Raw genomic sequence first — 26,629 nt, 5'->3', positions numbered from 1 at the left:
TACAACGCCTGGCCGAGTAAGTTCGGGAAACAGGTAGGGGCGCAGCGGCGCTGCGCCCAACCGAAGCGCCATTCAGGAACGGCATCGATCACAGGAGATCGTCAGATATGAGAACACGAACAAGACGCCTAGCGCTGATCAACGGCCGTGTAGTGCTGTCCTACCAGATTGTGACCGGCAAGGCGGTGGTGGTGGAGGGCGCTACCATCGCAGGGCTCGCCGATCCGGACGACCTGGGCTCTGACACCGAGCGCGTGGACGCGGGCGGGCGGCTGATCACGCCGGGGCTCATCGACATCCACACCCACGGGGCCCTGGGGCATACGTTCAACGAGCCCACCGCGGAGGCCTTCGTCGTGATCACCCGGGAGAACGCGCGACGGGGGGTGACCTCGCTACTGGCAACCCTGTCCACCGCGCCCATCCCCGATCTAATAGCCTGCCTGGAGCGCGTGCGAGCGTGGATCCAGGACGAGCGTGAGGGCGCCCAAGTGCTAGGCGCACACGTGGAGGGCCCCTACTTCAGCCCATCTCAGGCGGGCGCGCAGGACCCGGCCAACCTCCGCACCCCGGACGACGGCTCGCCCGACCGCCTGTTGGAGCACCACGACGTGATCCGGGTCTTGACCTACGCGCCGGAGCTGCCGGGCGCCCTGGAGCTCACCGCCCGGCTGAGAAAGCTAGGCATCATCCCCGCCGCCGGACATAGCTCCGCCAAAGAGGAGGAGATCGTCCCGGCCATCTACGCGGGCCTGCGACACATCATCCACATCTGGAGCGCGCAGTCCACCACCGTACGGGAGGGCCCCTGGCGCAAACCCGGGCTGCTGGAGGTCTCGCTGGTCTACGAGGGCCTGACCGTGGAGATGATCTCCGACAACAAGCACCTGCCCCCCACCCTGATGAAGCTGGCCTACAAGTGCATCGGCCCCGACCGCCTTTGCATCGTCTCCGACGCTACCAGCGGCGCGGGGCTGCCGGAAGGCGCCCGCTTCCGCATGGGGAACATGGAATACGAGGTTCATGACGGCGTGGGGATGCTATTCGACCGCACGGCCTTCGCCGGGAGCACGACCCTGGTGAACGAGATGATCCCCATCGTCGTGGAGCACGTGGGCGTCCCGTTGGTGGAGGCCGTCCGCATGGCATCGCTGACCCCGGCACGGGCCATCGGCGTGGCCGACCGCAAGGGCAGCATCGAGCCGGGCAAGGACGCCGACCTGGTGGTGTTCAACGATGACTTCACCGCCTGGCGTACCATGATCCGCGGTCAGTGGGTTCAAATATAGGAGGATGACCATGCCCGACAGACCTCACATTTTAATCCTCATGCCGGATCAGCTGCGAGCCGACGCTCTGGGATGCACGGGGAACCCGGTCATCCGCACGCCGAGCATAGACCGCATCGCCCGGGAAGGCGTGCTCTTCACGCATGCATATACCGTCTGCCCCATCTGCATGCCCGCTCGCGCTTCCTTCGTCAACGGGCTCTATCCTCATAACCATCACATGTGGACCAACGCCGGCTCCCTCCCGCCGACGGACGAGACGTTCTTCCACCGCCTCCAGGCCCACGGATACTTCGTCGCCTATATCGGCAAATCGCACTTCTATCCTCATAAAAAAGGCGACCATCTGAGGCACCATGAGGATTACATGCGCTCCCGAGGGATCGATTACGTCCACGAGACCACCGGGCCGTGGGCCACGCTGCATACCGACTCGTATATGACCGATGAATGGCAGGAGCGTGGGCTCCTGGCAGCCTTCCGAGACGACTACAAGCGAAGGCGAGCCACCGGGCCCTGCGCGGTCTGGCCGAGCCCGTTGCCCACCGACGCCTTTCTGGACAGCTACATCGGCCGCCAGGCGGTGGCGTTCATCCGCTCGTACAAGGGAGAGCGCCCCTTGTGCCTCTTCGTCGGCTTCGGCGGCCCCCATGAGCCGTGGGACGCGCCTGAGGATTACGCCACCATGTATGATCCGCAGGCCATGCCGGAGGCGATCCCTCCCGAGGAGACGCCGGAATGGGCGCCGCCCTACGCCGCACAGCGCGCTCGGGAGGGGCGCATCGAGGCCATGACCGATGAGGACGTTCGCCGCATCCGGGCCAACTACTACGGCAAGATCTCGCTGATCGATCGCTGGATTGGAGAGATCCTGGACGCCCTCGCCGATCGCGGCTGGCTGGACGAGACCATGATCGTCCTCTGGTCCGATCACGGGGAGATGGCCGGGGATCACGGCCGGCTGCACAAATCGGTCTTCTATGAGCCCAGCGTCCACGTGCCCCTCATCATCCGACACCCTGCGACCCCCGGAGGTCGCGAGGTCCCCGCGTTAGTGGAGATCATCGACGTCTTCCCCACGCTGCTGGACGCCACCGGGGCGCCGCCCTCCTCACGCTGCATGGGACGGTCCCTGTGGCCTATCCTGAAGGACGAAACGGCCAGCCACCGGGATCAAGTCCTCAGTGAGATCTACGCCTTCGGCTGCTACAACTACATGATTCGGACCTCGCGGTACAAGTACGCCATGGGCGACGACGGCCAGGGATACATGCTGTTCGATCTGGAGGACGACCCGCCGGAGCAATGCAATTTGCTTGGCCACGCCGATACGAAAGAGCTCGAAGAGGTCTTGAAAGCCCGACTGCTCCACGCCCTCACGTCCTGCCAGACTCGATTCTCCCAGAACGGCGAGGAGATCTGCTAGCTTCAAAAGCTCCCAACCGGCTGCTTTCTCCCCCGCATGGGATCAGGAGCATGCTCCCATGCAGCTCAACCTGATGCCGATGAGGCACACGGCCTGTCATCTGACACGGGGTTGCACCCCCAGGCGTGAATCCAGGCCCTCTCCCCCCGAGCCTGGGAAACAATTCCCATCCAAAAGGACACACCTCCAACAACCATAGATCATTGACCCCCATCAGGCCCGGTGTTATAATCGCGCGGCCGAGATCAGGATCTACACGTGATTCCGAGCTCGAAACGGAACGGATCTCAACTTCGGGAGGGAAGCCACAGCAGGGAGACATGAAGCCCACACAGACCATCAGCCGGCGCCGTATCCATGTGCGCGGCGTTGTCCAGGGGGTGGGATTCCGCCCCTTTATCTATCATCTGGCGCGACGCTACGATCTGGGCGGCTGGGTGTGTAACACCTCATCCGGCGTAGACATCGAGGTCGAGGGCCATCCCCGGGCGCTGGACGGATTCCTGCATGCCCTCACAACGGAGGCGCCTCCACTCGCCCGCATTGACGCCATCGATGTACAAAAGCTTCCCCCCAACGGATATCCGACCTTCGAGATCCGCCACAGCCGGGCTCAGTCCGGCGAATTCCAACCGATCTCCCCCGACGTAGCCACCTGCGACGCGTGCCTGGCCGAGGTCATGGACCCGGCCGACCGCCGCTACCGGTATCCGTTCACCAACTGCACCCACTGCGGCCCCCGCTTCACGATCATCCGGGACATCCCCTACGATCGGCCCAAGACGACCATGGCGGCCTTCACCATGTGCCCGGAATGCCAGGCCGAGTACGACGACCCGGCCGACCGGCGCTTCCACGCCCAGCCCAACGCCTGCCCAGTCTGCGGCCCACAGCTCTCCCTGGTGCCCACACCCGGCGGGGACCTCCCCCCCGACCTCCCCCGCGATCCCATCGAGGCCACGCGCGCCCTGCTGGCCCGGGGATGGATCGTGGCCATCAAGGGGCTGGGCGGCTTCCACCTGGCGTGTGACGCCCGAGACGAGACGGCCGTACAACGGCTGCGTACCCGCAAGGGCCGCGTGGGCAAACCCTTCGCGCTGATGGTTCGGGACCTGGGGGTCGCCCGCACCCTGTGTTATGTCAATGACGATGAGGCTCGGCTCCTGGAGGGAAAGGAGCGCCCCATCGTCCTACTGCGCGCCCGGCCTGAAAACGGGATCGCCCCCAGCGTGGCGCCGAGACAGCGCAACCTGGGGATCATGCTTCCCTACACGCCGCTGCATCATCTGCTCCTGCTGTCGGAGGCGGGGATCCCCAACGCGCTGGTGATGACCTCCGGCAACCTCAGCGAGGAGCCCATCGCCTACGACAACGAGGAGGCGCTGTCCCGACTGGCCCGGCTGGCCGACGCGTTTCTGCTCCACAACCGGGACATCTACATGCGGTGCGATGACTCCGTGGTGCGCGTGTTCCAGGGCGCCGAGCTGCCCATCCGCCGGTCCCGGGGCTACGCCCCCTATCCCGTGCACCTGGGAGACGAGGCCATCCCCCTGCTGGCGTGCGGCGCCGAGCTGAAGAACACCTTCTGCATCACTCGCGGCCCCTACGCGTTCCTCAGCCACCACATCGGCGATATGGAGAACCTGGAAACGCTGGAGGCATATCGAAGGGCCGTGACGCACTTCGAGCGGCTGTTCCGTGTGCGGCCGAAAGCGCTGGCATACGATCTGCATCCCGATTACCTGGCCACTCGCTACGCGCTGGAGCGGGCCGAACGTGAGGGGTTGCCGGCCATCGGCGTGCAACATCACCACGCCCACATCGCCGCCTGCCTGGCCGAACATCAGCAGTCCGGCCCCGTCATCGGCGTGGCCTTCGACGGCACCGGCTACGGCGAGGACGGCGCCATCTGGGGCGGGGAATTCCTCATCGCCGATTTGCACGGATACCGACGGGCAGCTCACCTGGCCTATGTCCCGCTCCCGGGGGGCGACGCGGCGGTACGCCACACCTACCGCATGGCCTGGAGCCACCTCCATCACGCGTTCGGAGAATCATGGCCGGACCTCCCCACCCTGCGCGGCCTCGATCCCGTGGAACGGCGCGTCGTGGAGCGACAGATCGCCACCGGGCTGAACGCCCCACCGACGTCCAGCATGGGGCGCCTGTTCGACGCGGTGTCGGCGCTGTGCGGGGTCTGCCAGGAGGCGACCTACGAAGGACAGGCGGCCATCGAGCTGGAGATGCTGGCGGATCCGGAGGAGGAAGCAACCTACGAGTGGCCCCTGCCGAGCGCCACGGAGGCCATGCCTTGGGGCATCGACCCGACCCCGGTGATCCGGGGCGTCGTGGCCGACGTCCTCGCCCATGTGCCCACGCCGATCATCGCCGCTCGCTTCCACAACACCCTCGCGCAGATGATCGCAGAGCTATGCGCCCGCTTGCGAGAGGTCGCGGGGATTGACGCGGTGGCGCTTAGCGGCGGAGTATGGCAAAATATACTGCTTTTGAAGCGAACGCTGGCCCGCCTGGAATCGGCGGGGTTCACGGTATATACGCACCGACTGGTGCCGCCGAACGACGGCGGGCTCTCGCTGGGTCAGGCGGCCGTAGCGAACGCACGGCTGAAGAGCGACGAACGACGGAGGGCAATTGGCGAATGACAAAGAAGAAAATCCAAACGCGTTCGTCCCTCGGCAGTCGTCTATCCCCATTGTAACTGTATTGTAAGGAGCAAATCGCATGTGTTTGGGTATACCTGGATGTGTAAAAAAAATCTATGAGCAAGACGGCGTACGGATGGGCCAGGTGGATTTCGGAGGGGTGATCAAGGAAGTATGCCTGGCCTATGTGCCGGAGACGCAGGTAAACGACTACGTGATCGTCCACGCCGGGTTCGCCATCTCTCGGCTAGATGAGAAGGAGGCACAGGAGACCCTGGCCTTGCTGCGTGAGATGGCGTCTCTGGAGGACGAGGCCGACCCGGCAGAGGATGGGGCATCGCCATGAGATACGTAGATGAATTCCGCCAGCCGGAGCTGGTGCACAAACTGGTAGATGAGCTGAGCGCGACCATCACCCGGCCGTGGACGATCATGGAGATCTGCGGCGGACAGACCCACGCCTTCATGCGGTTTGGGCTGGACGCGCTGCTGCCCTCCGAGATCGAGCTGGTACACGGTCCCGGCTGCCCGGTGTGCGTGACCCCGCTGGAGCTGATCGACAAGGCCATCGCCATCGCCTCCCAGCCGGGGGTGATCTTCTGCACTTTTGGGGACATGCTGCGCGTGCCCGGCTCCCACAGCGATCTCTTCCGGGTGAAGGCAGCGGGGGGCGACGTGCGCATCGTCTACTCCCCGTTGGAGTGCCTGAAGATCGCCCGAGAGCATCCGGAGCGCCAGGTGGTCTTCTTCGCCATCGGGTTTGAGACCACCGCCCCGGGGAACGCCATGCTGGTCTGGCAGGCTAAGGAACAGGACATCACCAATTTCAGCATGCTTGTCTCGCACGTGCGGGTGCCCCCGGCCATCACCGCCATCCTTTCCTCGCCCGGGAATCGGGTGCAGGGATTCCTGGCAGCCGGGCATGTGTGCACCGTCATGGGGTACTGGGAGTATGAGCCGCTGGCCGAGCGATTCCGGGTCCCCATCGTCGTCACCGGGTTCGAGCCCGTCGACCTGCTGCGCGGGCTGCTGATGGCGGTACGCCAGTTGGAGGCCGGCCGATACGAGGTGGAGAACGCCTACGGTCGATCGGTGCAGCGAGAGGGGAACCGGCCCGCCCAGGAGCTGATCGCCCGGGTCTTTGAGCCATGCGATCGGGCGTGGCGGGGCATCGGCGTCATCCCGGACAGCGGGTGGCAGCTGCGTCCGGAGTTCGCCGACTTCAACGCCGAGCGGCGATTCGCACTGGATGATATCCAGACGCAGGAGTCATCCGTTTGCATCAGCGGATTGGTGCTGCAGGGGCGCAAGAAGCCGTATGAATGCCCCGCCTTCGGGACCGAGTGCACCCCCATGCACCCGCTGGGGGCGACGATGGTCTCGTCCGAGGGGGCATGCGCCGCGTACTACCGCTACGGGAAGCGCGCAAAGCAAGGCGTACGGGACGAAGCGTAAAGGGCTCACGCGTGAGGGGTAAGGAGTTCTTTCCGGATGAGTGAACAGGCTGATCTGAACTTTGAAGGGCTCAGCTGCCCGGTGCCCCTGCCGGACACGACACTGGATCGCATCGTGTTGGGCCATGGCTCCGGCGGGCGCATGAGCCATCATCTGGTCCGCCAGGTGTTCCTGGCCGACCTGAACAACCCGACGCTGAGCCAGTTGAACGACGGCGCCGTGTTATCCCTGCCCGATGGCGATGGTCGCCTGGTGCTGAGCACGGACGCTCATGTGGTACAGCCCCTCTTCTTCCCGGGCGGGGATATCGGCCGGCTGGCCGTGTGCGGCACCGTCAACGATCTGGCCATGATGGGTGCACGCCCACTGTGGCTGACCGCCGCCTTCGTGCTGGAGGAAGGGCTTCCCATCGAGACGCTGCAACGAGTCGTGCGCTCCATGCGGGAGGCCGCGGCCGAGGCGGGCGTTGCCGTCGTAGCCGGTGACACGAAGGTGGTGGAGCGGGGCAGCGCTGACGGGATGTTCATCACCACGGCCGGTGCGGGCTGGGCCCCCGCCGACGTGGACATCTCCGGGGCCAATGCCCGCCCGGGCGACGTCGTCCTGGTATCCGGCACGCTGGGAGATCACGGCATCGCCGTTCTGAGTGAGCGAGAGGGGCTCGGCTTTGAGACGGAGCTCCGCAGCGACGTGGCGCCGCTGAACGGGCTGGTCGCGGCCATGCTGGAGGCCGCCCCCGAGGCGGTGCACGTCCTGCGAGATCCCACCCGTGGCGGTTTGGCAACGACGCTAAACGAGATCGCCATGCAATCCGGTGTTTCTATCGAGCTGGAGGAGGAGCGCATCCCACTACAGCCCGCTGTCCGTTCGGCTTGTGAGATGCTGGGGTTTGATCCATTGTACGTGGCCAACGAAGGAAAGCTGGTGGCATGCGTGGCGCCCGATGCCGCCGAGGCGATTCTCGGGGCCATGCACGCGCACCCCTATGGGGAGCATGCGGCCGTCGTCGGCCGGGTGACGGGCGGCCCGGGCGGGCAGGTGACGCTGCGCACCCCCATCGGCGGCACGCGCATTTTGGACATGCTCGCAGGAGAGATGCTCCCCCGCATCTGTTGAGACAGCTAACAAGCGGGTAGCTCCACATTTGACCGTGGAGGAACGAAAAGCGGGTTTCTTATCCGCCACCATGCGGCCGGTATAGAAACCGGCCGCATATCTTGTGCCTTTTATAAGACAGGTGTCACGTCTTCGCAACGAGCACGGTTGAGTGTAGCGCTACCGGAAGGTGAGGCTATGAAGAGACATGACGAGATTCGACCGCTCCTTCTCATAGCCGAGCGCGATCCATTCATGCGTGATGCGTTGACACGGGCGCTGGAGGAACGTTTCGATCTGGAGTTCGTCGACAATGGTGTGGCTGTACTCGAACGAGCGAAGACTCGCTCGCCCGACCTGATCATTTTGGAAGTATTATTACCTATGATGGACGGCTTCCAGGTCTGTCGTCAACTCAAGAGCGACCCCGCCACTCGTCATATCCCCGTGCTGTTCTTCACGCTGCTCCTGGCGGAGGAGCGAGCTGCACAGGCGGGTGGTGACGGGTTCCTTCTAAAACCACTACGACAGGAGGCGCTTTTGGAGATGATCGATCGGTTGCTGGCCCAGGCCAAGGAGGAGTTGCATGGAGAGGATTCCAACTCATGTTCCCAATCTTGATAGCATCCTGAACGGGGGATTGCCCAAAAATAGCATCACCCTTATCGGCGGGGTGCCGGGAAGCGGCAAGACCGTTCTCGCGCATCAGATCGCCTACGGCAACGCGACGCCGGAGAACAAGGTGCTCATCGTGACCACCCTGTCCGAGCCGATGTCCAGGATCATCCAGTTCACCCAGGAGTTCTCCTTTTTCGACCTGGACAAAGCGGGCACGGCCGTGATCTACGAGGACATCGGCCCCCTGCTGCTGACGGGTAACGGAGAGAAGGCGCTCGCCCGAGTGGTGGAGCTGGCCACCCGGGTGCAACCAGCCATGCTGGTTATCGACAGCTTCAAAGCTCTGCATGACGTAGCCGAATCCCCGGCCGGTTTGCGGCGAGCGCTTTATCAGCTGGCCGCCAACCTGGCCACCCTGCCGTGCACCGCGCTGCTGGTGGGCGAATATAAGGCCGATGATCTCCTCGGCGAGCCGGAGGCAGGTGTTGTGGACGGCATCATCGAGCTCACCAACCACCCCATCGGCCTGCGCGATTACCGCAGCCTGCGCGTGCGCAAACTACGGGGCAGCGATTACCGCTCCGGCGAGCACTCCTTCCGCATCACATCGGACGGGATCGTCGTCTTCCCACGGTTCGTCACCCCCCCTGCCCCGGCGCGCTACACCGTGAGCCGGGAACGGGCGCGCACAGGCATCCCCGGCCTGGACAACATGCTCCACGGCGGTCTGCTGCGCGGCACAACCACCTTGATAGCCGGGGACCCAGGCGTCGGCAAGACCGTGACCGCCCTCCACTTCCTGCTGCTCAGCGCTCGCAGTGGCGAGCCAGGCGCCTACATCTCGTTCCAGGAGGATCCCAATCAGCTGGCCCAGATCGCGCGGAATTTCGGCTTCGAGATCGAGGAACTTCAGGCCCGACGGGCGGTGGACGTGTTCTACGCATCCCCGGTGGAGCTGGACATCGACGAGCACACGCTCAAGATCGTGGACACGATCGAGCGGATTGGTGCCCGCCGGGTGGTCATCGACAGCATCAGCGATCTGGAAGCCGGCGCCAAACGGGACGCGGATCGCTATTTCAACTACGTATACTCGCTGGTGCAGTGGTTCAAGGATCGGGGCATCACCACCATGATGACGGCCGAGATCAGCCAGATGTTCGGAGCGGATCTCGTCCTGTCCGGTCGCGGTATCTCCCACATCGCCGACAACCTCATCGCCCTGCGATACGTGCCGGTGGGGACCCAGATCCGGCGGGCGATCACGGTGTTGAGCGCCCGCGGCAGCGCCCACAGCAACGAGATCCGAGAATACACCATCTCCGAGCAGGAGGGGCCAAGAGTCGGCGGTTTGCTACGAGGAGCGTTCTCGCTCTTTGATCGCCACCCGCTGGACAGCTAAACCCCTGCGGAGAACACGCTGAGAGATCACAAGGAAGAACCCCAAGCTCGCACACGGGACCGGTATCGGCGGCAGAGTCGCCGCCGGAAAGAGAGCATAGGAGCTCCGCTTGCCACTGGCGTGCCCCAAAGGTCAACCAGGTGACCATCTCAACCGGTTGGGAGGGTCGCCTGAAGCCGGACCGTGGAGAAACGAGCAGGCAACGGGAATCGCCACAAGGAGCAACGGAGCAGTTTACCGTGAGTAGTCGTCCATACTTAGAACATCTCTATCGATTGAGTATCGCCCTTGGAAACACGTTAGACCCGGCTCATGAGGTGGCTACCTTCATGAGCTGGCTAAGGGAGGTGATCCAGCCTTCGGCGGCCTACCTATTCCTGGTGGACGAGGAGAGGAAGAGGCTAGAGCTCACCGAGACGATCGGCTGCAAGGTCCCAGACGACCTGTATGTACCATTGGGACTGGACCTCTGGCGCTGGCTGGAAGAGCGGGGGATCCCCTCCCAGGAGGACGAAACCCTATCGCGTTACGGGGTGCCCATCTCCTTTGAGGGAAGCCTCTACGGGACGCTCTGCGTGATCAGCCGACAATCAGGGAGCACGCTACGCAAGGAGCAGCGCCTGACGAGCACGGCCGCCGGGTTCCTGGCGCCGGTGCTGCGCAACATCCAACGCTACCAGACGCTGGAGCGGCGGGTTGCCGAGCGAACGGCGGCCCTGGCCCAATCGGAGGCGCGCCACCGGCGGCTGGCGGAACGGCTGCGCATCCTGAGGGAGATCGATCAGGCGATCCTGGCCGCCCAATCGCCAGAGGACACCGCCCAGGCCGCTCTAAGCCGCGTGCGGGATCTGATCCCCTGTATGGGAGCCTCTATCACCTCCTTCGACTTCGAGACGAAGCGGATCATCCCCCTCGCGACCAGCCTGGACGCCGAAAGCTGGTCTCTCACCGGGAGGTCGTTGCCGTTCCAGGGCCTCGAACGCATCATCGAGAAGCTCAGCCGAGGGATCATCCACCGGATCGATGATCTCCAGGACATCCCTCCCCCGTTGCCTCCCACAATCCAATTCCTGAGAAGGGCTGGAGCCCGCTCCTACCTCGCGATCCCACTCATCGTCCAGGGCAAGCTCATCGGCAGCCTCTGCCTGGGAGCTGACAAGCCCACAGCGTTCACGGACGAGGACGTGGAGATCGCTCGCGAGGTGGCCAACTCGCTGGCCATCGCCCTGCATCAGGTTCAGCTCTTTCAGGAGATCCGGGAGCAGCGGGAACAGCTGCGTGCCCTGGCGAAACAACTGGATCAGATCGAGGAGGCCGAACGCCGTCGCCTGGCGCGGGAGCTTCACGATCGCGTCGGTCAGAACCTCACCGCCCTGAGCATCAGCCTGTCCGCCCTTCGCTCACGTCTATCTCTGGCGGACGAGGATCTCTTCTCCGTTCGCATCGACGACGCCATCGCCCTGGTGGAAGAGATCACTCAGAGCATTCGAGATGTCATGGCCGATCTTCGGCCCGCCGTCCTCGACGATTACGGGCTTCTCCCGGCCCTCCGCTGGTTCGCCCACCGCTTCGCCCAACGCACGGGCCTCCACATTCAGGTCCTCGGCGAGGAGGACGCCCCGCGGCTCCCCCCGGACACGGAGACCGCCCTCTTTCGCATCACCCAGGAGGCCCTCACCAATGTCGCCAAACACGCGCAGGCCCAGCAGGTGACCATCTCCCTGGAGAGCAAGGAGGACATGACTCGTCTGGTGATCGCTGATGACGGTGTGGGATTCGATTTCGCCGCAATGCGGCAACACGGAGGGGAGGGGAGATGGGGACTGCATATCATGCGGGAACGAGCGGAGGCCGTAGGCGGGCAACTGAGGATCGATGCCGCGCCAGGCAAGGGAACCCAGGTCATCATCGAGATTCCCCACCCTCCCGCAAGCACAAGATAATGCAGAATAGCCACCGATCCGACCGGCGCCCTTGCACTTTGCAAGCATTCCCGCTCGCCTCCGTGGGGGCTTGTCCGTCGTTTCGTACCCCGGTACGCTTGTCAGGGAGGTCCACATGGATCTATATTTATAATGCCCCCATTGGTAAGCTTGACAAGGGAATCGAGCTTGCAGGAGGCGAGTCGTGACCATTCGTGTTCTCCTGGCTGATGATCACGCGGTGGTTCGCGATGGCCTGCGCCTCATTCTGGAAGCTCAAGGGGATATCGCCGTCACCGGGGACGCGACCGACGGGCGCGAGGCCGTCCGCCTGGCTCAGGCACTGCAGCCGGATGTCATCGTCATCGACATTGCCATGCCCTTGCTGAACGGCATCGAGGCCACACATCAGATCCTCCAGGTGTGCCCTGACGCGCAGGTGGTCATTCTATCCATGCACGCCACGAGCGAGCATATCTATCGGGCGTTGCAAGCCGGGGCACAGGGATATCTGCTGAAGGAATCGGCCGGGCAGGAGGTGGTGGAGGCCGTGCGCGCCGTTTACGCCGGGCAACGCTACCTGAGCCAGCGTATCGTGGGGACGGTGATCGAGGAATACGTGCAGCTGCGCGAGTCCGGCTCGTCCACAAGCCCTCTCCAACGCCTGACCGCACGCGAGCGGGAGATCCTTCAACTGGTCGTGGAGGGGAAGTCCAGCGCGGAGATCGCAGATATCCTCTCCCTTTCCACCAAGACCGTGGAGACGTACCGCAGCCGTCTGATGCAGAAGTTGGACATCCATGATCTGCCCGGCCTGGTAAAATTCGCCATCCAACACGGCCTGACCTCTCTGGAGTAATCCTGTCCCCCGGCGCGGGGCTCTACCTGGGCGTGAGTCGACGCACAGCCATACCCATCTCGTTACGATCAGACGCCCGGCCTTGGGAGGCCCGTCCTCGGACGGGCCTCACCTCTCCGCCCCTCTTTCCTTAAGCACGGGAGAGGGGGAGCTCACGACGGGTGTTGCGGTGGCGCAGCGAAGTTGCGCCATCACAACACCCGTCTCTCTTCCCCGAGATATCCGAATCTCCCCTCATCAAGATGTCAAAATTCCCCGACAGACATCCTATATGAAACGACGTATACTACAGTGGTTAAGATCTGCTCTTATTGCATCGCCGGATGTTTGGGTTGGCCTTCCAGGAGCAGAAGGATGTCCTCCCCACGAAGGATCGTCCATCTTCACCACGACCACGCGAAGAGGGGACTGATCATGCCTGTGGTTGGGGGTATAGCAGCCATGGAAAGCAGAACGCAAGATCTCACCACCACCTATCCCACTATCCTGATCGTGGATGACCATGCGAAGATACGGGACGCGTTGCACGACTGGCTTCGCATCGTCTTCCCGAGCTGCCTTTGTCAGAAGGCAGCAAGCGGAGAGGAAGCGCTCACCCTGGCCAGCAGACAGCAGCCGGACGTCGTTCTGATGGACATCGGGTTACCGGGGATCGACGGCATCGAGGCCACGCGACGCCTTAAGAAGCTCGTCCCGGACGTCCCGGTGGTGATCATCACCATCCATGAGGACGCGGAATACCGTATGAGCGCCCAGGCGGCCGGGGCCAGCGCCTACATCCCCAAGCATAGGATAGGCACCGAGCTGATTCCCGTGTTGCAACAGCTGCTCTCTCTATCCGGAGATGCATCCCTGATCCAGTAGCTACCGACGTCGGATCAGGGATCCGCCTGCCAGCACGCGGGGAAGAGCAGAGGACGGTAGATGAAGCGACACCGCGTCAGCGATCGCGTGAATCGGGTACACCTTACCAAGAGAGATCGGATCAGCCGGATCGACATGGATCTGGGAAGGCTTCTCAGCGTATCGCGTGCCAGCTTTCCGCCCGTCGAAGCATGACGCGGCAAAGGATCAAAGGCGCACAGCTATAACCCAACGAGGGCTCACTGGGCTTGGCTTGGCCCTCCCGAACTCACACCGCCCGGCGCTCACAGGGCCCGTGTCCTGTCAAAGATAACACACGTGGAACAGCCCGGGGGCATCCATCGCCATCGCAGCCCTCTCGCCCGTCGCACTTCAGCTCTCGCCCCCGACACACAACCTCGATCGCTCACCTGGCAGGACACCCGCCCAACAGCCGGGCACCAGCGAGAGGCCTCCTGAGCTATCATCAGGCCACCCGCAAGCGGACGAGCGATGTTGCAACACCATAAGGAGGAGGGCCCCATGCCCGTGGCCAAACATCAGCGCGATGCGCTAGCCAAACTCATCTGTACCGCCTGCGGGCGAGCTGCTGTATCGCTCTCAGAGTTGACAGGACAGCACGTCTCGATCGCGGTGCCAGATGTGGCCGTGCATCCCACTGCTGAGACGCATGCGATGCTCTCCGATTACGCAGGGGAGGAAACCCTGGCCATCCATCTCGCCTTCACCGGAGCCATTGAGGGCAATGCGTTTGCACTATTCCAGCGCGCCGAGGCGATCAAGCTCGTGGGGCAGCTGGCCAAAACCCGCCCCCCCCTGGATCGCCTGGATGCATCGGACCAGGAGGTGGTGACAGAGGTGGGAAATGAGCTGGTCAACGCGTGCCTTCAAGCATTCGGAGAACAGCTCCAGGCGCGCATTCACCCGCCAGCCCCCCACCTGCACACGACGGGATTTGAAGCTCTGCTCAAAACCATAGCCGCAGATGAGGAAGCACCCAGCCACGTACTGATCGCGTTCACAACGTTTCAGTTGCAGGAAGCCACGATAGCAGGATGCCTCGTCATCCTGCTGGGCGAACCCGCCCTGAAACGCCTGCTGGAAGGGCGATATCACGCCTGAACGCGGACAAACAGGAGGACTTTCACGCCGGAAACCGGAGAGATGCAGGAGGAGAGCCCCTCGCCCTATGGGAGGGATAGGAGGAACCAGGAGCGCTCATCCGTCCCCGGCCATCAACGGAATGCTCTACAGCCAGATATCACCCTGGAGACTCAACAGTGCCTCTACTGCTGAGCAAAGAGGCTTCGCTGCTGCACACAACGCATCAAAGGCGAATCGGAGGAGTCATGGTGAACCTGGACAGGGCAATGCTCCAATGGCTGGAAAGTCTTGCCCCTCAGGGGATTTTTACAACAGACGACAAGCTCATTATCCGTAGCTGGAATCATTGGCTGGCCACACACAGCGGTCGCAGCGCGACGGAGATGGTCGGGCGCCACCTGCTGGAAGCCTATCCCGATTTGGCCGCCCGGGGACTGGATAAGGCCTATCAACAAGCTCTGAACGGGCAGGTGACGATCCTGGCCCACCGAATACACCTCTACCTTCTCCCCATGCCTCCCAGTGGGGGCTGCAAACACATCGCCCACATGCCTCAAAGCGCCCGGATCGCCCCTCTGGTGGAGGGCGACCGCATCGTGGGCACGATCACCGTCATCGAGGATGTAACCGAGCGCGTGGAGCGAGAGGAGGAACTGCGACGCCAGATCACGACGCTGGATACATTGCGGGAGATCGGGCAGGCCATCCTGACCCTGGACTCCTCCGAGTGCCTCCAGCAGGTCGCCCGCCAGACGGCCGCCCTGATCCACGCGCCCATGGTCACTGTGGTCATGCGCGAGGGGGACACGCTGTGTGCGCGCGTCCGCTTCAACGTCGAGGAGCCCTCCCTCTCGGAAGCTGCGGATGAGAACAGATGCCGCGAGGAAGCGGCCGTGCCGCAGGACAGCGTGGCCGGGTGGGTCATGCAAAGCGGACGGCCGATCCTCCTTCTGGACACCGACAGGACGAAAACGCCCTCCCCCCTCTCTCCCGATGCCCGTTGCGTCATCGCGGCGCCGCTCATCGCGCGGGATAAAGTGATCGGAGCGCTCGTCGCCGAATCCCCCGACCCCAACACCTTCACCGAGGAGGATCAGGCGCTCATCACAGCGATCGCCCCACAGGCTGCCATCGCGATCCACAACGCGCAGCTGCACGATGCGCTTCGATCCCGGGAGGCCCTTTTCAGGGCTATCATCGAAAATACCTCCGACATCATCGCGCTGGCGGATTGCAACCATATCTTGCGCTATGTCAGCCCTTCCGTCCGACAAGTGCTCGGATACGAGCCGGACGAGCTGGTCGGGCAAGAGGCCACCCAGCTCATCCATCCTGAGGACGTCCTTCGCGCCCTGGAGTCCCTCAGCCACGTCTGCCGATACTCCGGCCTCACTCAATCCGTAGAGGTGCGCGCCCGCCACAAAGACGGCTCCTGGCGCGTGCTGGCAGTTCGCACGAGTAACTGGCTTGATGACCCCATGATCAGCGGGGTCGTCCTCAGCGCGCGAGACATCACCGAACACCGAAAGACGGAGGAGGAAATCCGCCGCTGGGCCACTCATCAACAGGCGCTGAACGCCATCATCGCCCACGCGACCAGTACGTTGAACCTCCAGGACCTGCTACGGACCACGCTGGATCACATCCTGCAAGCCTTCGAACTGAAGATGGGCGCCGCATGGATACGTCGAGCCGCCAAGATGAGGGGCTCCGCCAAGGGTCATCCCGATGCCCTGTACGTCCTGCGTGGGCTCCCTCGAGAGGTCGGCCCGGCCATCGCCTGTATGCTCCCATCACGGGAGCCGGGCGACGTCAAGTTGCTCACGATAGAGGACTGGCAGAAGCCCATCTCGGAGCCTTGCGATGCCCTCGCCCCGCTGCTTACCCGATTCGGGATCCGGGCCTCCCTCACCGTCCCCATCCGGGTGGACGGCCGCTCCATCGGGGGATTGAGCATCGCATCCTCGCAGCCTCGCGTCTGGAGTGACGAGGAGATCGCCCTGGCGGAGATGGTCGGGCGACAGATCGGGGCGGCCGCGGAGCGGCTCTGGTTGCTGGAAGAGACGCGAGCCCACGTCGAGCTAATGCGCCGGCTGGCCGATCTTAGCGACGCCCTGAACCGTCCACACAGCATGGACGAGGTCCTGCAGGCGATCGGACAGGGCGCTCTGACGCTCAGCGACGCAGACCGGGCGGCCCTCTATCTGCGGAATCCCGACGACACGATGGAGTGCGCGTGGTCCCATGGATTCGCCTCGGAACGCGGGGCCCAGGCGATCACCTCGGCCCGAGATCTGCCGGAGGAGTGGCTGACGGGTCGAACCGCCCCCGTCCTGATCCCCGAAACAGAGAAGCTGCCGGACACTTCATCCCTGCGGAGGCTGGCTCTGGCCGAAGGCTCCAAGGCGATCGCGGTGTGCCCTCTGGTGTACGAAGGCCGGGTGATCGCCGTGGTCGTCTGCTGCTACAACGCTCCTCACTTCTGGTCCGCCGCGGAGCAAGAGGTCATGGAGGCCTTCGGCGGACAGGCGGCCGTCGCCCTGGAGAACGCACGCCTGTACGCCTCGCTGCACGAGACCAATGAGCAACTGAAAGAGGCGCTCCAGGCGCGGGAGGAGATGATCCAGAACGTCTCCCACGAGCTGCGGACCCCGCTTACCCTGATCCGTGGCTACGCGGAGCTGCTGCAAGAGGGACATCTGGGCACGCTCGCCCCCCAACAGGCGGAGGCCATCCACATCATACACAAGAGCGCTGAACGGCTGCATCTCATGGTCAACCGCTTGCTGATGTTGCAGGCGCTGGACGCGAGCACCTTCCAAAAGATCGAGCTGAATCCGGCGAACTGGCTACAGGACATTCTCACCGTCTGGCAGCGGGAAGCCGAGAGGGCGAGGGTCGATTTACAGCTCGATGTGCCCCCCGATCTGCCCTCCATCCTGGGAGATCCCGAACTGCTGGGGCAGACCATGGACAACCTGCTGGACAACGCCATCAAGTTCAGCCCCGAAGGTGGCGAAGTGCGCGTGCGAGCCTGGCAAGAGGATTCGGAGATCATCATTTCCGTGTCCGATCAAGGGGTCGGGATCCCTCCAGACAAATTGGACAAGATCTTCGACCGGTTCTATCAGGTGGACGGCAGCATGACCCGCCGCTTCGGGGGTATGGGGATTGGGCTCGCGCTATGTCGAGAGATCGTGGAGAAGCACGGGGGACGGATCTGGGCCACGAGCAACGGAGCAAACCGGGGAAGCACCTTCTACATCGCCTTACCGGTCGCCGCCCAAGCCGTGGCAGCGTGACCCACGATAGACGGCCCGCGCCCAGGCAAAAGGGAAGCCCCTCCCGCACCTCGCACAACCCGGCGGGGATACAGGGAGGGGCTTTTTGTGCGGTGATCACCCACGATGCGACGCATTCGCGGCAGGCATGGGCAATCGCCGTTTTTTATGTCCTGTAGAGGATCTGTGCTACAATGTTCATGCGGATCGTGTCGCATGACGCAACATGGCGCATAGGTTCAGATCATCGCGACCTGCATGAAACGTCTCTACGACGCGCAGGCCGGCGGATTCCGCCAGCTGACGAAGGGCATCCGCGTCGATCAGAGCGCAGTAGCGCAGGCCATGGCCGCCACGTTGCCAGTCCAGCAGATAGTCCCCGGGCTCCACATCGCCCGGGCTCAGGCCGATCCGCGACCAGGGTTGCACGCGGCGCCGCAGCCGTGGACTATTGAGGAACTGCCAGGTGGAGACGAGGATGGATCCACCGGGCGCCAGGCACCCGGCCACATCCCGCAGCAGGCGCACGCGCAGGTCCATACCCGGGATGTGGTGCAGGACCGCCAACATCGCCACCGTCCGGAACGGCTGACGAGGCAGACCCTGCGTCCAGCCGGGCGTCGCCACATCGCGCACCAGGAACTGAGCGGAGACATGGGAGAGCGAGGAGGCGACCTGAAGGGCCAATCGGATCACCTCCTCGCTGGCGTCCACGCCGACGTACCGAACGTGGCGTTCCAGCCGATCCAGGGCCACGGCGAGCTGGCCGGCGCCACAGCCGACATCCAGTAGAGCGCCTTCGTCGGGCACATAGGCCAGCAGCCGCTCGACGCCGGGCAGCAGCCCGGGCCGGCTGGCGGCGAAGGGCTCGGCCAGCCGGTCATAGAAGGCTCGATTCAGCTGTAGAAGGCGCCGCACGACCTGGGGGTCCATCGCGCACGATCCTCATAGCGGGAAGAAGTGTACCGAATCATGACGCATTATAACATGGACGAGCGGGCACGGCGGGTGGAGGCCGCCCAGGAGCGGTGGCTGCAGACGCGCGGCCAGCCATTCGATCCGGCGGAACACGAGGATGCCCTGTGGGCCATCCTCACGGCCGTGCGAGAGGCGCAGCCGTTCACCGAGCGCGTGCTCTCGATGGCGCTGAACGAGCATCCGCCCCGCCCAGGCGAGCACTTTACCAAGGCTCAACTGGTGCAGGCATATCGATATTTCGTCGACCAGGGCCGATTGCCCTTCGAGCGGGAGATGCTCCGACGGCTGCAGATGAAGCCGGTGCGCACAGCCTCCGGGGTGACGCCGGTGGCCGTACTCACCAAGCCGGCGCCCTGCCCCGGCCAGTGCATCTTCTGCCCCACCGACGTGCGCATGCCCAAGAGCTACCTGAGCGACGAGCCGGGAGCCATGCGGGCCCTCCAATACGAGTTCGATCCATACCGCCAGGTGGCGGGGCGCGTGGAGAGCCTGGAGACCATCGGCCACACCGTGGACAAAGTAGAGCTGCTGATCCTGGGGGGCACCTGGTCGGCCTATCCTCGTGCCTACCAGGAGTGGTTCATCCGGAGGTGCCTGGACGCGCTCAATGGCCGAGAGGCGCCCTCGCTGGAGGAGGCCCAACGCTGGAACGAGGAGGCCCTCCACCGCAACGTGGGGTTGGTCATCGAGACCCGGCCCGACTGGGTGACGCCGGAGGAGATCCTCTGGCTGCGCCGACTGGGCGTCACCAAGGTGCAGATGGGCGTACAGAGCCTGGACGACCGCATCCTCCAGCGGAACCGACGCGGCCATACCGTGGACGATGTGCGGCGAGCCGTGCGGCTCCTGCGCCTGGGCGGCTTCAAGATCCACCTGCACTGGATGCCCAACCTGCTGGGGGCGACGCCGGAGTCGGACCGAGAGGACTTCGCCCGGCTCTGGATCGACCCCGCCCTGCGCCCCGACGAACTGAAGATCTACCCGTGCATGCTCCTGCCGGACACGGACCTATACGAGGAGTGGCAGCGCGGTCGCTATCGGCCTTACGCGGAGGCGGAATTGGTAGACCTGCTGGCAGCGTGCAAAACGCTGGTGCCGCGATACTGTCGTCTGAACCGGGTGGTCCGAGACATCCCGGCTCAGAACATCGTGGCGGGCAGTCGCACGTCCAACCTGCGGCAGGTAGTGCAACGGGAGATGGCCCAACGCGGCCTGCGCTGCCAATGCATCCGGTGCCGAGAGGTGCGCGGCCGATCGGTAGCGGACGAGGAGCTCCACATGGAGGTCATCCGATACTGGACGGATGCCACAGAGGAGCGATTCATCAGCTTCGCCACCGGGGACGATCACCTGGCCGGATTCCTGCGCCTTTCGCTGCCGAAGCCCGATCTGGATGCGGGTGAGCAGCCGGAGGAACTGCGCGGCGCGGCCGTCATCCGTGAGGTGCACGTCTACGGCCCCGCCTTGGGGATCGGCGACGAGAGCGCCGGAGAGGCGCAACACCGGGGACTGGGCACCCGACTCGTGGAGGAGGCGATCCGACAGGCGCGTCGGGCCGGGTACCGCCGCATCGCCGTCATCGCCGCCATCGGCACACGCGGCTACTACCGGCGGCTGGGCTTCGAGCTGGGCGATCTGTACATGGCACGAGCCATATAACCCCCTTGCACCTTTCCCCTTTATACCCGAGGCCCGATCGTCTCAATGGCGAACTCCCGATGCCCCCAGATCTCAGCCGCCGGCTGTCGGCCGCTGGCCACCGCCACGATCTCCTCGAAAATGCGCCGTCCCACATCCGCCAGCGATTCACCCGCCAGTACCGTGCCGGCGTTGACGTCGATATCATCCCGCAGCCGCTCGTACATCGGCGTGTTGGTGGCCACCTTGATGACCGGGGCAATGGGGTTCCCTGTGGGCGTGCCGCGTCCGGTGGTGAACACGACCACCTGAGCGCCGCCGGCCACGATCGCCGTCACCGACTGCAGATCGTTGCCGGGTGTATCCATGATCACCAGCCCTCGTCGGGTCGGACGGCGGGCGTATCCCACCACCTCCTGTATGGGCGAGCTTCCCCCCTTGGAGATGGTGCCCAACGACTTCTCCTCGATGGTGGTCAGCCCACCGGCGATGTTTCCAGGCGTGGGGTTCGCCCCGCGCATATCCACCCCCATACGCCGGACCCCCTCCTCACGCCGGGCCACGATCTCCAGAATCTGCCGGGCCACCTCGGGCGAAGCCGCCCGAGCAGCCAACAGGTGCTCCGCGCCGATGAACTCCGGCGTCTCGGATAGGATCACCGTCCCGCCCGCAGCCACGACGAGATCGCTGGCCACGCCCACAGCGGGGTTAGCCGTCACGCCGGACCAGGCATCGGAGCCGCCACACTCCACCCCCACGGTCAACTCGGAGAGGGATACCGGCTCCCGCCGGGCGTTGGAGACCTCCTGCAACAGCTCACGGGCGATCCCCAATCCCCTCTCGTACGTCGTCAGGCTCCCTCCCTCCTCCTGGATCGTCAGGCGCTGCACGATGATCCCCCGCCCGGCCAGCTCCTCCGCCATCTCGATCGTGGGGATCGACTCGCAGCCCAGGCCGATGAGCAACACGGCGCCGACGTTGGGATGGCTCGCGTATGCCTCCAGCACACGTCGCGTCTGAGCCAGATCATCCCCCAGCTGGGAGCAGCCATATGCGTGCGGCAGGGCGACAACGGCGGGTATCATCCGGCCGATGCGATCCACCACGGCGTTCGCGCAGTGGACGGTGGCCAGGACGAGCACGTGATTCCGCACACCCACCCGCCCATCGCGGCGCCGGTACCCCATGAACGTGGTAGCCGGCGGCTTTCCGACGGATGGGATCTTGGATTCAACAGGCAGCGCACCCTCCGACGTGATCGGTGTCACGTCGTCTCCCAGATCACCGCGGCCGCGCGTGCTCTCCATATTGTGAACGTGAACATGCTCGCCCGGGGCGATGTCCGCGAGGGCCCGGCCGATGGGCTGGCCGTACTTGAGCACCGCATCACCCCGGCCGATGGGGCGACAGGCGAACTTATGACCGAAGGGGATCGCTTGGCGCAGCATCACGGTCGTCTCGCCGACGGAGATCTCCTGGCCGGCCATTAACTCCATGGTAGCCAGCGCCACGTTGTCATCGGGATGCATCTGCAACGCCTGTACGGTCATGCGCGCCTCCAAGGAAGGGAATGTGGCCAGCATTATGCCCGGAGCCAGAAGGATCGTCAAACAGGAAATGGCGCCTCCATGGTCCAGCGAGGCAGTCCCTCACCGGTACTTCTACCCTCTTGACGGGACCGTCAGCCATTGCTATTTCTACTGATTGGGAAATAAAGATCATCCCCAAGTGGGAATCCATGGAAGTTTCTCTTTACGGAGGGGATATGCGCAAGATCCGCCAAGAGCAAGGAGCCAGTATCGCCGAGTACGCGTTGATCCTATCTGCCATCCTTGCCCTTGCAGCGGTTAGCGTCTCCGCGCTGGGGCAGCGCACCAATGCGAACCTGGAGGCGGCTTCCCAGGCCGTCGCCGTTGCCGTCGATGCTGAGGAGTGGGTGGATGACTTCGAGGAGCACAACGATAACGGGGAGAAGGAAGCCGCTCCCGCCAAGAGTCGAGATGACGATCGCCACCGAGAGCCCCATGAAAGGGATGAAGAGGAGAGGGATCACCACAAGCGCCGGGGGAATAGACGAGAAGACGCCCACGACAGTCACAGCGGTAAGCATTCGAAGGCATGCAAGCAGGGTGGAAAGGTCTGCCGATTGCGTTGGGTGTTCATCCACGGCAAGTGGATGATCGATCGGGATGGCACGTTCTATTCACGCAAGAAATGGGCCAAGGCCATCGCCTTTGTCACAGAGCCCGACTTCGACTACACCCTCGATTTGAAGACGGACCGTCCGGGCCTCTGGCATATCTGGAATGTCACCCGAGTGGTCTTCCGCTGGAAGGACAAGGACAACTACTACGCCCTCGTCCCCAAAAAGGATGGCGTTCTGGAGCTGGCCAAAATGCAAAACGGGCGATGGAAGCCCTGGCTGGCGTGGGCGGATATCGGCGTAGATCCCACACGATGGCAACGATATCGGGTGGTCACACACGGCAACAATATCCAGGTATACCTGAACGGCACGTTGGTGATCCAATATTACGACCCACACCCCATCCTGGGGACCGGCATCGGCGTGACCAACGATCGAAGTCACGGCCGCATCGACAATGTGCGCGTCAAACGGTTGGGGCGGAGACGATCCACTTCCATGTGGGTGACGTCTGAGTAAGCTCCACACTTGTCTGAGGAGATGTCTGGGAGTTCACCATCGGCGGGATGTAGTACTTCCGCTCCCTTGACGAAAGCGGAGATTGCCGTTATGGGTGTAATAGCCATCGCACCCTTTTCCACACCGCCACGCCATCATCCCCGAACAGACAGCACGGGAGAGACCTTATGCGCCGAATATGCCAAGAACAGGGATCCACTCTCACGGAGTACGCGCTGATCCTGGCGATGATCCTCGTCATCGCGGTAACTGGGCTCTCCGCCGTCGGGCAAAGCACCCAATCCAACCTGGAGACGGCCTCCAACGCCGTCGCGACCGCCGTCCGGTAAGCGCAACGACGCCTCGCGCCACCCTTCCGGATCGGATATCAACCACCCTCGCCCCTGCCGCGCGCCGAAGGGAAAGCGGCTGGAAAGGAAACGGCCCAGGGGAATATCCCTGGGCCGTCTTATCCTCGCTCGAACGGCTTATGCCGTCTCGCCCCATACCTCTCGATCCAGCTCCGGCGCGACCACGGTGAAGGTCAGCTCACCGTCCTTCGCGTCCACGACGACGTGGTCGCCGTCACGGACCTCGCCCTCCAGGATCTTCACAGCCAGCGGATCCTGGATACGTCGCTGCAGCACTCGCTTCAACGGTCGGGCGCCGTACACCGGATCGTACCCCTCGTCGATGATGATCTCCTTAGCGGCATCGGTCAGCTCGATGGTGATCTTCCGCTCGGATAGGAGCTCCCGCAGCCGTCGCAACTGGATCTCGATGATCTCCTTCAGATGCTCCCGCTGCAGCGGATGGAAGATGACGATCTCATCGATCCGGTTCAGGAACTCCGGCCGGAAGTGCTGCCGCAAGACGTTCATCACCTGCCGCCGCATCGCCTCCTCATCATGCACCAGCTCCGAGATGTACTGGCTGCCGATGTTGCTGGTCATGATGATGACGGTATTGCGGAAGTCCACGGTGCGCCCCTGACCATCGGTCAGCCGGCCGTCATCCAATACCTGCAAGAGCACGTTGAACACTTCCGGGTGCGCCTTCTCGATCTCGTCGAAGAGCACCACGCTGTACGGCCGCCGTCGCACCGCCTCCGTTAGCTGGCCACCCTCCTCGTAGCCCACGTATCCGGGCGGGGCGCCGATCAGTCGGGCGACGGTGTGCCGCTCCTGGTACTCGCTCATGTCGATGCGGATCATGTTCCGCTCATCATCGAACAGGAACTCGGCCAGCGCCCGAGCCAGCTCCGTCTTACCCACGCCCGTCGGACCCAGGAAGATGAAGGATCCGATGGGACGATTGGGATCCTGCAGGCCGGCGCGCGCCCGTCGCACCGCTGCGGAGACGGCCCGGATAGCCTCGTCCTGTCCGACGACCCGCTCATGCAATCGCTCCTCCATGCGCAGGAGCTTCTCTCGCTCGCTCTCCAGGAGCTTGGACACCGGGATACCCGTCCACTTGGAGACGATGGCCGCGATGTCCTCCGCGTCCACCTCCTCCTTCAGGAGGGCGCCATCCCTCTGGAGCTCGCGCAGCCGCTCCTCCGCCTGGGCCAGCTCCTGCTCCAGCTCTCGCAGCCGGCCGTATCGCAACTCCGCAGCCCGCTGCAGATCGTAGGCCCGTTCCGCCTGCTCGATCTCGATGCGGACCTGATCGATCTGGCTCTTGATATCCTGGACCTTCTGGATGGCTTCCTTTTCCGCCTGCCAGCGGGCCGTCAACTCTGCGCTCTTCTCTCGCAGCTCAGCCAGCTCCTGCTCGATGCGCTGCAAGCGCTCCCGGCTGGCCTCATCCTTCTCCTTTCGCAGCGCCTCCCGCTCGATCTCCAATTGCATGATCTCCCGGTCGATCTCGTCCAACTCGGCCGGCTTGGAGTCGATCTGCATGCGCAGAGCGGCCGCCGCCTCGTCGATCAGGTCGATGGCCTTGTCCGGCAGGAACCGGTCGGTGATGTACCGATGCGAGAGCGTCGCGGCCGCGATGACGGCGCTGTCGGTGATGCGCACGCCATGATGCACCTCGTAGCGCTCCTTCAGGCCACGCAGGATGCTGATGGTGTCCTCCACGCTGGGCTCATCGACGAACACCGGCTGGAAGCGCCGCTCCAGCGCCGGGTCCTTCTCGATATGCTTGCGGTACTCGTCCAGCGTGGTGGCACCGATGGCGTGCAGCTCGCCGCGGGCCAGCATGGGCTTCAACATGTTGCTGGCGTCCATGGCGCCCTCGGCTGCGCCGGCGCCCACCAACGTATGCATCTCGTCGATGAACAGGATGATCTGGCCCTCGGCGCTCTGGATCTCCTTGAGCACCGCCTTGAGCCGCTCCTCGAACTCGCCACGGTACTTAGCGCCGGCCACCAGCGCGCCCAGGTCCAACTGGACGATGCGCTTATCCCGCAGCGTCGTCGGGACATCACCCCGCACGATCCGCTGCGCCAGCCCCTCGACGATGGCCGTCTTGCCGACGCCCGGCTCGCCGATGAGCACCGGGTTGTTCTTGGTGCGCCGGCTCAGGATCTGGATGACGCGGCGAATCTCCTCATCCCGGCCGATCACCGGGTCCAACTTACCCTTGCGGGCCTCGTCGGTCAGGTCACGGCCGTACTTGGCCAGCGCCTCATACTGAGCCTCGGGGTTGGGGCTGGTCACCCGCTGCGAGCCGCGCACGCTGGCCAGCGCCTGCATGATGGCGTTGTAATCAACGCCGTGTCGCGCCAGCAGCTCCCGCACCGCGCCCGCCTTGGGCTGGGCCATCGCCATCAGCAAATGCTCCGTGGACGTGTACTCGTCCCGCATGTTCTGGGCGATGTCCTCCGCCTCCTCCAGGATCTCGGCCAGCTCCCGGCTCATGCCGATCTGCACGGCCGCCCCGGTCGCGCGCGGCTTCGCCGCCAGCGCCTGCTCCACGCTCTGCAGGACCAGCTGCGGATCCACGCCGATCCGATTCAGCACGGACGGCACCACGCCGCCCTCCTGCTCGATCAACGCCTTCAGCAGGTGCTCCGGCTCGATCTGCGGATGTCCATATTCCTGGGCCAGATTCTGGGCCTCTAGAACGGCCTCTTGAGCCCTCTGGGTAAATCGATCAAAACGCATAATGCCTCCTCCACTTCACAACCTCGTATGACCGAGGACAAGCGACTTCTCACGCTCTCGTTTACGTCGCCACTTATCATAGGCGAAAAACGTAAGAGGGGACTATGAAATACATTAGCAAAATATATGAGGCACAGGTATCCCCCATTTCTCCCCCGAAGAGGCGGTCACACCAGCGAGAGGAGGCGAAGTGTCAAGTCCTGAAATACGTTTACAACAAAAAGGGGGGAAAAGGGGGCGAATCATCAGGAATCCTCCTGCGGACCAGGCACCCACACGAC

At 63.9% G+C, this 26,629-nt stretch carries 19 protein-coding genes; 16 read left to right on the top strand and 3 right to left on the bottom strand.

What is annotated here, in order from left to right; genetic code table 11:
• Window positions 1-107 precede the first annotated feature (107 nt).
• The 13 genes from nagA (at window position 108) to GXP39_13195 (ending at window position 17,999) form a co-directional block, all read left to right on the top strand.
• A complete protein-coding gene (gene nagA, locus GXP39_13255) occupies window positions 108-1,289 on the top strand; it encodes an N-acetylglucosamine-6-phosphate deacetylase (GenBank protein ID NOZ29003.1) in 1,182 nt (393 codons plus the stop codon).
• A 10-nt stretch (window positions 1,290-1,299) separates the two neighbouring features.
• A complete protein-coding gene (locus tag GXP39_13250; GenBank protein ID NOZ29002.1) occupies window positions 1,300-2,715 on the top strand; it encodes a sulfatase-like hydrolase/transferase in 1,416 nt (471 codons plus the stop codon).
• 320 nt (window positions 2,716-3,035) lie between these two features.
• Window positions 3,036-5,378: a carbamoyltransferase HypF gene (gene hypF, locus GXP39_13245; GenBank protein NOZ29001.1), complete on the top strand. Its 2,343-nt coding sequence runs from the start codon at window positions 3,036-3,038 to the stop codon at window positions 5,376-5,378.
• Between the two features lie 79 nt (window positions 5,379-5,457).
• On the top strand, window positions 5,458-5,724 hold the full coding sequence (locus tag GXP39_13240; protein NOZ29000.1) for a HypC/HybG/HupF family hydrogenase formation chaperone: 267 nt from the start codon (window positions 5,458-5,460) through the stop codon (window positions 5,722-5,724).
• Entirely contained in the window at window positions 5,721-6,833 is a 1,113-nt protein-coding gene (hypD, locus tag GXP39_13235; GenBank protein NOZ28999.1) for a hydrogenase formation protein HypD, read from the top strand. Before GXP39_13240 ends, hypD begins: the two co-directional genes overlap by 4 nt.
• A gap of 36 nt (window positions 6,834-6,869) precedes the next feature.
• Window positions 6,870-7,949, top strand: coding sequence for a hydrogenase expression/formation protein HypE (hypE, locus tag GXP39_13230; protein NOZ28998.1), 1,080 nt, complete (start codon window positions 6,870-6,872; stop codon window positions 7,947-7,949).
• 177 nt (window positions 7,950-8,126) lie between these two features.
• Window positions 8,127-8,549: a response regulator gene (locus GXP39_13225; GenBank protein ID NOZ28997.1), complete on the top strand. Its 423-nt coding sequence runs from the start codon at window positions 8,127-8,129 to the stop codon at window positions 8,547-8,549.
• The gene (locus GXP39_13220) at window positions 8,515-9,948 is read left to right on the top strand and encodes an AAA family ATPase (protein ID NOZ28996.1); all 1,434 of its coding nucleotides are present in this window, start codon (window positions 8,515-8,517) and stop codon (window positions 9,946-9,948) included. The genes GXP39_13225 and GXP39_13220 overlap by 35 nt, the downstream gene beginning before the upstream one ends.
• Window positions 9,949-10,277: 329 nt before the next feature.
• Window positions 10,278-11,891 (top strand): GAF domain-containing sensor histidine kinase, encoded by a 1,614-nt coding sequence (locus GXP39_13215; GenBank protein ID NOZ28995.1) that lies wholly within the window; start codon window positions 10,278-10,280, stop codon window positions 11,889-11,891.
• Window positions 11,892-12,075: 184 nt separating this feature from the next.
• Window positions 12,076-12,729 carry a response regulator transcription factor gene (locus tag GXP39_13210; protein ID NOZ28994.1) on the top strand — a complete coding sequence of 218 codons (654 nt, stop codon included), beginning with the start codon at window positions 12,076-12,078 and terminating at the stop codon, window positions 12,727-12,729.
• Between the two features lie 441 nt (window positions 12,730-13,170).
• Window positions 13,171-13,593 carry a response regulator gene (locus GXP39_13205; GenBank protein NOZ28993.1) on the top strand — a complete coding sequence of 141 codons (423 nt, stop codon included), beginning with the start codon at window positions 13,171-13,173 and terminating at the stop codon, window positions 13,591-13,593.
• A 522-nt stretch (window positions 13,594-14,115) separates the two neighbouring features.
• On the top strand, window positions 14,116-14,715 hold the full coding sequence (locus tag GXP39_13200) for a hypothetical protein (protein NOZ28992.1): 600 nt from the start codon (window positions 14,116-14,118) through the stop codon (window positions 14,713-14,715).
• A 227-nt stretch (window positions 14,716-14,942) separates the two neighbouring features.
• The gene (locus tag GXP39_13195; protein NOZ28991.1) at window positions 14,943-17,999 is read left to right on the top strand and encodes a GAF domain-containing protein; all 3,057 of its coding nucleotides are present in this window, start codon (window positions 14,943-14,945) and stop codon (window positions 17,997-17,999) included.
• Between the two features lie 177 nt (window positions 18,000-18,176).
• Here GXP39_13195 and GXP39_13190 read toward each other — a convergent pair whose 3' ends face one another.
• On the bottom strand, window positions 18,177-18,911 hold the full coding sequence (locus tag GXP39_13190) for a class I SAM-dependent methyltransferase (protein ID NOZ28990.1): 735 nt from the start codon (window positions 18,909-18,911) through the stop codon (window positions 18,177-18,179).
• A gap of 207 nt (window positions 18,912-19,118) precedes the next feature.
• Here GXP39_13190 and GXP39_13185 point away from each other — a divergent pair, with 207 nt between their 5' ends.
• Window positions 19,119-20,615, top strand: a complete 1,497-nt coding sequence (locus GXP39_13185) for a tRNA uridine(34) 5-carboxymethylaminomethyl modification radical SAM/GNAT enzyme Elp3 (GenBank protein NOZ28989.1) — start codon at window positions 19,119-19,121, stop codon at window positions 20,613-20,615.
• 20 nt (window positions 20,616-20,635) lie between these two features.
• On the opposite strand, the gene GXP39_13180 is transcribed toward GXP39_13185, so the two are convergent.
• Window positions 20,636-22,144: an altronate dehydratase gene (locus GXP39_13180; GenBank protein ID NOZ28988.1), complete on the bottom strand. Its 1,509-nt coding sequence runs from the start codon at window positions 22,142-22,144 to the stop codon at window positions 20,636-20,638.
• A 215-nt stretch (window positions 22,145-22,359) separates the two neighbouring features.
• Between GXP39_13180 and GXP39_13175 the strand changes: the two genes are divergently transcribed.
• Entirely contained in the window at window positions 22,360-23,259 is a 900-nt protein-coding gene (locus GXP39_13175; protein ID NOZ28987.1) for a hypothetical protein, read from the top strand.
• A gap of 167 nt (window positions 23,260-23,426) precedes the next feature.
• Entirely contained in the window at window positions 23,427-23,588 is a 162-nt protein-coding gene (locus GXP39_13170) for a hypothetical protein (GenBank protein NOZ28986.1), read from the top strand.
• 138 nt (window positions 23,589-23,726) lie between these two features.
• Here the strand turns inward: GXP39_13170 and clpB are convergent, their stop codons facing one another.
• Window positions 23,727-26,348, bottom strand: a complete 2,622-nt coding sequence (clpB, locus tag GXP39_13165; GenBank protein NOZ28985.1) for an ATP-dependent chaperone ClpB — start codon at window positions 26,346-26,348, stop codon at window positions 23,727-23,729.
• Between the last annotated feature and the right edge of the window lie 281 nt (window positions 26,349-26,629).

The organism is Chloroflexota bacterium (assembly GCA_013152435.1).
In the GTDB taxonomy this organism is placed as follows: Bacteria; Chloroflexota; Anaerolineae; order DUEN01; family DUEN01; genus DUEN01.
The sequence above is the reverse complement of the archived record's forward strand: the minus strand, read 5'-3'. Positions and strand labels throughout refer to the sequence as shown.

What these genes read in the sequence shown, in the direction of transcription:
- GXP39_13195 (NOZ28991.1), top strand. Translation starts at nt 14,943, where the DNA reads ATGGTGAACCTGGACAGGGCAATGCTCCAATGGCTGGAAAGTCTTGCC.
- GXP39_13225 (NOZ28997.1), top strand. Translation starts at nt 8,127, where the DNA reads ATGAAGAGACATGACGAGATTCGACCGCTCCTTCTCATAGCCGAGCGC.
- GXP39_13205 (NOZ28993.1), top strand. Translation starts at nt 13,171, where the DNA reads ATGGAAAGCAGAACGCAAGATCTCACCACCACCTATCCCACTATCCTG.
- GXP39_13220 (NOZ28996.1), top strand. Translation starts at nt 8,515, where the DNA reads ATGGAGAGGATTCCAACTCATGTTCCCAATCTTGATAGCATCCTGAAC.
- GXP39_13185 (NOZ28989.1), top strand. Translation starts at nt 19,119, where the DNA reads ATGGCGCTGAACGAGCATCCGCCCCGCCCAGGCGAGCACTTTACCAAG.
- hypF (NOZ29001.1), top strand. Translation starts at nt 3,036, where the DNA reads ATGAAGCCCACACAGACCATCAGCCGGCGCCGTATCCATGTGCGCGGC.
- GXP39_13170 (NOZ28986.1), top strand. Translation starts at nt 23,427, where the DNA reads ATGCGCCGAATATGCCAAGAACAGGGATCCACTCTCACGGAGTACGCG.
- GXP39_13240 (NOZ29000.1), top strand. Translation starts at nt 5,458, where the DNA reads ATGTGTTTGGGTATACCTGGATGTGTAAAAAAAATCTATGAGCAAGAC.
- GXP39_13215 (NOZ28995.1), top strand. Translation starts at nt 10,278, where the DNA reads ATGAGCTGGCTAAGGGAGGTGATCCAGCCTTCGGCGGCCTACCTATTC.
- GXP39_13190 (NOZ28990.1), bottom strand. Translation starts at nt 18,911, where the DNA reads ATGGACCCCCAGGTCGTGCGGCGCCTTCTACAGCTGAATCGAGCCTTC.
- hypD (NOZ28999.1), top strand. Translation starts at nt 5,721, where the DNA reads ATGAGATACGTAGATGAATTCCGCCAGCCGGAGCTGGTGCACAAACTG.
- GXP39_13250 (NOZ29002.1), top strand. Translation starts at nt 1,300, where the DNA reads ATGCCCGACAGACCTCACATTTTAATCCTCATGCCGGATCAGCTGCGA.
- GXP39_13180 (NOZ28988.1), bottom strand. Translation starts at nt 22,144, where the DNA reads ATGACCGTACAGGCGTTGCAGATGCATCCCGATGACAACGTGGCGCTG.
- clpB (NOZ28985.1), bottom strand. Translation starts at nt 26,348, where the DNA reads ATGCGTTTTGATCGATTTACCCAGAGGGCTCAAGAGGCCGTTCTAGAG.
- hypE (NOZ28998.1), top strand. Translation starts at nt 6,870, where the DNA reads ATGAGTGAACAGGCTGATCTGAACTTTGAAGGGCTCAGCTGCCCGGTG.
- nagA (NOZ29003.1), top strand. Translation starts at nt 108, where the DNA reads ATGAGAACACGAACAAGACGCCTAGCGCTGATCAACGGCCGTGTAGTG.
- GXP39_13200 (NOZ28992.1), top strand. Translation starts at nt 14,116, where the DNA reads ATGCCCGTGGCCAAACATCAGCGCGATGCGCTAGCCAAACTCATCTGT.
- GXP39_13175 (NOZ28987.1), top strand. Translation starts at nt 22,360, where the DNA reads ATGCGCAAGATCCGCCAAGAGCAAGGAGCCAGTATCGCCGAGTACGCG.